We start from the raw sequence: 5,188 nt of genomic DNA, 5'->3' as shown, positions 1-5,188 counted from the left end.
GAGATACGCTTAGGGCTTCTATGTTACCGAGAAATTGTGGGTATGCGCCTCCCCTTGGATAGGGGAAAAAGAAAAAATTTTTCCTTTGAATCAATCCTATCCGTTTTCAAGAAGTTCAAGAAGAGGTAATTATTAATTATTAATTATTAATTATTAATTGTTGAACCTCTTTCTATAGATTGATATTTTATTCATCTGTTGGACAATAGTTAAAAGTCTCAAAGCCTTTACAGGAAAAAGTTTCAGCCTTTTTTTATATCAAAGACTGATCTTTTATTCATCTATTGGACAATAGTTGTAGAAGTCTGAAGTACATATGCTTAAGCTTGTGCGGTAGCTATATGCTTTCATACAACAAAGCCGAACTATAGACATATATCATACAACCGGATTCTATATGACAAGGAAATTCAGAACTCAGAAGTTAAATTGCTGCTGTAGTGATAACTAATAACTAATAACTAATATAGCACTACGCATTCAGGTATTTGACATTTCGCGCATCCTGAAACCCTTTGACAGTTTACTATTCCCTATTCCCTATTCCCTATTCCCTATTCCCTAGCGCTATAACTGATAACTGATAACTGATAACTAATTCATTATGCTTTTAAGTATTGCTGACAACTTTATCAAACGACCTGTCCTCACGACAGTTTGTACAATTATAATAATATTAGCGGGGACAATCTCAATTCCATTGTTGCCCATTGCTCAATTACCTCAACTTGCTAATACCGAGATTCAAGTAAGTTCAACCTATATTGGAGCTGACGCTCAAACTACAGAAAATACTGTAACTACAATTTTAGAGCGAGAAATTAACGGTGTTGAAGACATGAAATATATGTACTCCAACACCACTAATAGCGGTCAGACAAGTATTAACATTGTATTTCCTAATGATGTAGACCGCAACACCGCTCAAGTTAACGTTCAAAACCGAGTATCTCAAGCAGAACCCTCCCTACCAGACTCTATCAGACAAACTGGTGTTAAAGTAGAAGCTGCATCTCCTAATATTTTGTTAGTAATTGCCACTTACTCAGAAAAAGATGAAAATGGCAACTTTTACTACAACGATAACTTTATGAGTAACTACATCGACCTAAACGTTTTAGATGAGATAAAACGTATTCCTGGGGTCGGTCAAGCTACAATTTTTGGGGAACGGAAATATGCCATGCGTATTTGGCTTAATCCTCAGAAAATGGCTGCTCGCGAGTTAACTGCTCAGGATGTAGTTAATGCCTTGCAAGAACAAAATATTCAAGTGGGAGCGGGAAAAATTGGTCAAAACCCAGCACCGCCAGATTTAGTTTATGAAATTCCTCTACAAGCTATTGGGAGGATGAAAAATGCCGAAGAATTTGAAGATTTGGTACTCAGAGTAGGTGAAAATGGTACTTTGGTTAAAGTCAGAGATGTGGGTAGAGCGGAACTCGGAGCGGAAAATTACGATCTTGCTGCTACATATAATGGTGTTCCAACCGCAGGTTTAGGAATCTATCAATTACCAGGTAGTAACGCTCTAGCAACAGCTAAACAAGTAAAAGCAACAATGGCAGCACTCAGCGAGAGTTTTCCACCAGGATTAAAATATGATATTGCCTACGATACAACATTATTTGTAGAAGTATCCCTGCAAGAGGTGATAATTACCCTACTCCAAGCAGTGAGCTTAGTAGTTTTGATCATCTTCATTTTTTTGCAAGATTGGCGAGCTACTCTGATTCCAGCGATCGCTATTCCTGTAGCTCTGATTGGAGCAATGGCAGGTTTGAAAATGTTGAATTTTGAAATTAACACCCTAACATTATTTGCTTGTACTTTGGCATCAGGTCTAGTGGTAGATGACGCAATTGTGATTGTGGAGGCAGTTTCCAGTAAAATTGAACAGGGAATGAAAGCAAGGCAAGCAGCATTAGATTCGATGGAAGAACTCACGGGAGCAACGCTCGCTACTTCTTTAGTATTAATGGCGGTGTTTATCCCTGTTTCTTTCTTCCCTGGAACAACTGGAGTAATTTACAAACAGTTCGCTCTGACTATTGCTTTTGCTGTTGCTTGTTCAACTTTTAACGCCCTAACTTTCTCCCCTAGTATGGCAGGACTATTACTGCGGCAAAAACAGGAAGCAACAGGTCCGTTAGGCTGGATATTTGATAAGTTTAATCAGGGTTTTGGTTGGCTACAAGACAAGTACGCTAAATTAGTCAGCTTTCTAACTCGCATCAATGTTATTGTCATGGGGATTTTTATCGCGGGTCTAGTCGCAACTGTTTGGATGTACGGTATAGTTCCCAGTGGGTTTGTTCCCCAAGAAGACCAAGGTTATTTTATTGTAATTTACCAAGCTTCTGATGGAGTATCCTTAAATTATACAGCTAATGCAGCAGACAAAATTCAACAGGAAATTGATAAAATTGATGAAATTGAATCTAGTTTTGGTATCGCTGGTTTTGGCTTTGATGGCACCAACCCCAGTCAGGGTGTATTTTTTGTCTTACTTAAGCCTTGGGAAGAACGAACCCTAGCAGAGCAGTCTGTTTACGGGATAACCAGAAGGTTAAATGGAGCATTGCAAGGAATAAAAGAAGTGAACGCCTTTGCTGTCAACGCCCCACCAGTACCAGGATTAGGTAGTACGGGAGGCTTTGAATTTCAATTGCAAGATCGTAGCGGAGGTTTACCTCTACAAGCATTACTAGAAAATGGAAATCGGTTAATTGGAGCAGCTAATTCCCCAGAACATCCAAGTCTACAAGGAGTTTACAGTCAATTTAGCGCTAATAAACCTCAGAAAAAAATTGAAGTTTTACGCGATCGCGCTAAAGCATTAAATGTTAATGTGAATGATATATTTTCAACCCTCCAAACTTATTTGGGTTCATCTTATGTCAATGACTTTGTATTAGGGCAACGTCAATATCGAGTTTATGTTCAAGCAGAGCCAAACTTTCGAGCAAAACCAGAAGATATAGATCAATTATATGTCCGCTCTCTTAATGGAGAGATGATTTCTCTGGGTAGTTTAGTGAAAATAGAAGATTTTTTCGGACCGGAGATTATTACCCACTACAATATTTTCCGTTCCATGAAAATTCAAGGTGGTCCTGCTCCTGGCTATAGTTCTGGACAAGCGATCGCTTCTATGGAGGAAGCTTCATCACAATTATTAGACCCTGGTTTTGGCTATGCTTGGCAGGGTAGCGCGTTAGAGGAAAAATCTTCTGGTGGTGCAGCACCGGTTATTTTTGGCTTAGGTTTTGTGATGGTATTTTTGGTACTAGCAGCACAATACGAAAGTTATATCGATCCGATGATTATTATGCTCTCAGTACCACTAGCAGTGTTAGGAGCATTAGTTGCAATTTGGTTCCGAGCAAATATACTGATGGCGGGTAGTGTTTGGCCAGTTGTGACTAATGACGTGTATGCTCAGGTTGCATTGGTGATGTTAATTGGTTTAGCTTCTAAGAACTCAATTTTGATTGTAGAATTTGCTAACCAGTTACGGGATAAAGGATTGAGTATTACAAAAGCAGCAATTCAAGCAGCAGAGCAGCGTTTTCGCCCTATTCAGATGACAGCAATTTCTAGTTTAATTGGTTTTATGCCACTGGTTATTGCTACCGGAGCAGGTTCGAGCAGTCGTTGGTCTCTCGGTACTGCAATATTTGGAGGAATGTTATTTGGTACTTTGTTGAGTTTGTTGATTACTCCGAACTTATATATCGCAGTTAAAAATTTTGAATCTCGATTTTTGAAAGGCGAAAAACCCGAGCAGTCAGATCGGGATAGTTTTTCAGATCATAATGGCGATTATCATTCTAATGGCTTTGAATCTCTTGAGGATCGTATCAGAGACTATCATAATGGGTATACAGTAGCTAATGGTTCATCAGAAAATCAAGCTGATTCTACTATAGAAACTGGAGTAGGTGACTAGAAGAGTAGGGGAACTGGGTAGGTTGGGTTTCGTTCCTTACAGCGCTTTTGCTGATTGATGAACCACATCGTCATCACCAAAACCCTGTAGGGGCGATTCGCGCATGGCAGCAGCATTCCGCAGGAAATCGCCCCTACTTGCTGGCCATTCGCCCCTATTGTGGTCTACTGAAATGAAAACTGCTGTAACCCAACATTCGCCTTATTGTGGTTGGGTTCCCCTTACGGAAAGCAAGCTATTTTGACAATTCTTTGATAAGATATCTCCAATAGACATCTGCGGAAAATAAATAAACCTTTTAGTTATATTAGCTAAAGAAAGAAAAAATCCTTTTTCCTGCCTTTTTGGTAAAAATATCTTAACTGTTCCCTGTTCCCAGTTAAGTGTTCCCTGTTCCCTACCCCTGCAAAAAATCTATCTCTTTTTCAGAGTGGTCTAATAATAAAAAATAAAATCAATTATCCCCATAGTATAGATCAATTCTTTCTCCCTACTCCCTGCTCCCTCTTTTCTGGAGATGTCAGCACCCCGCTCTAAAGAGACGGAGCTTCGTGCTGCATTAATTTAGAGATAGTTGACCAGATTCAGTACCTTCGGGTACTATAGCGCTACGCATTAAGGCTCTTGACATTTCGCGCATCCTGAAACCCTTTAACAGTTTACTATTCCCTCCATACCTATTCCCTATTCCCGATTCAAGTAGCGCTATACGTTATCGGTAGATGTTTAAGTACCTACCTACAAATGCTTCACCAGTTTGTAGCTCTAGAATCCTTTATTTAAACAGATGTATCGGGTTAAGTGTATAGAAGGGCGATCGCTTTTTTCTCATATCGTCATATATAGCGCTACGCATTAAGGCTCTTGACATTTCGCGCATCCTGAAACCCTTTAACAGTTTACTATTCCCTCCATACCTATTCCCTATTCCCGATTCAAGTAGCGCTATAGAATCCGGTTATATGATATATGTTTATAATTCTATCCACACTCCCCACACTCCCCACACTCCCCACACTTCCCACACTCCCCACTCCTAATAAGTATTCAACCGGATTTCATATCAGGTGTCGCTCTTGTTTTCTAGCAAAAAGATAAAACCTCACCTCCTCACGGGGTGACAAGCTAGTTGAAAGCTATATATAGAGACGAATTTGCGTTCGGGAACTGAAGAATACTTCAACTAAAATCAAACTCTTATTGAGAATGAATGAGGTGTAGTGCGTTAGAAGAGCT

1 protein-coding gene is annotated in these 5,188 nt (G+C 39.6%); it reads left to right on the top strand.

Going from position 1 to position 5,188, the window contains the following annotated elements; genetic code table 11:
* The first annotated feature begins 604 nt into the window (after window positions 1-604).
* Window positions 605-3,952 carry an efflux RND transporter permease subunit gene (locus F6K22_RS30830; RefSeq protein ID WP_293107021.1) on the top strand — a complete coding sequence of 1,116 codons (3,348 nt, stop codon included), beginning with the start codon at window positions 605-607 and terminating at the stop codon, window positions 3,950-3,952.
* The last annotated feature ends 1,236 nt before the right edge of the window (window positions 3,953-5,188 follow it).

Source organism: Okeania sp. SIO2F4, assembly GCF_010672385.1.
Taxonomy (GTDB): Bacteria; Cyanobacteriota; Cyanobacteriia; order Cyanobacteriales; family Microcoleaceae; genus Trichodesmium.
Note: the sequence above shows the minus strand (reverse complement) of the source record. Positions and strands in the feature narration are given on the sequence as shown.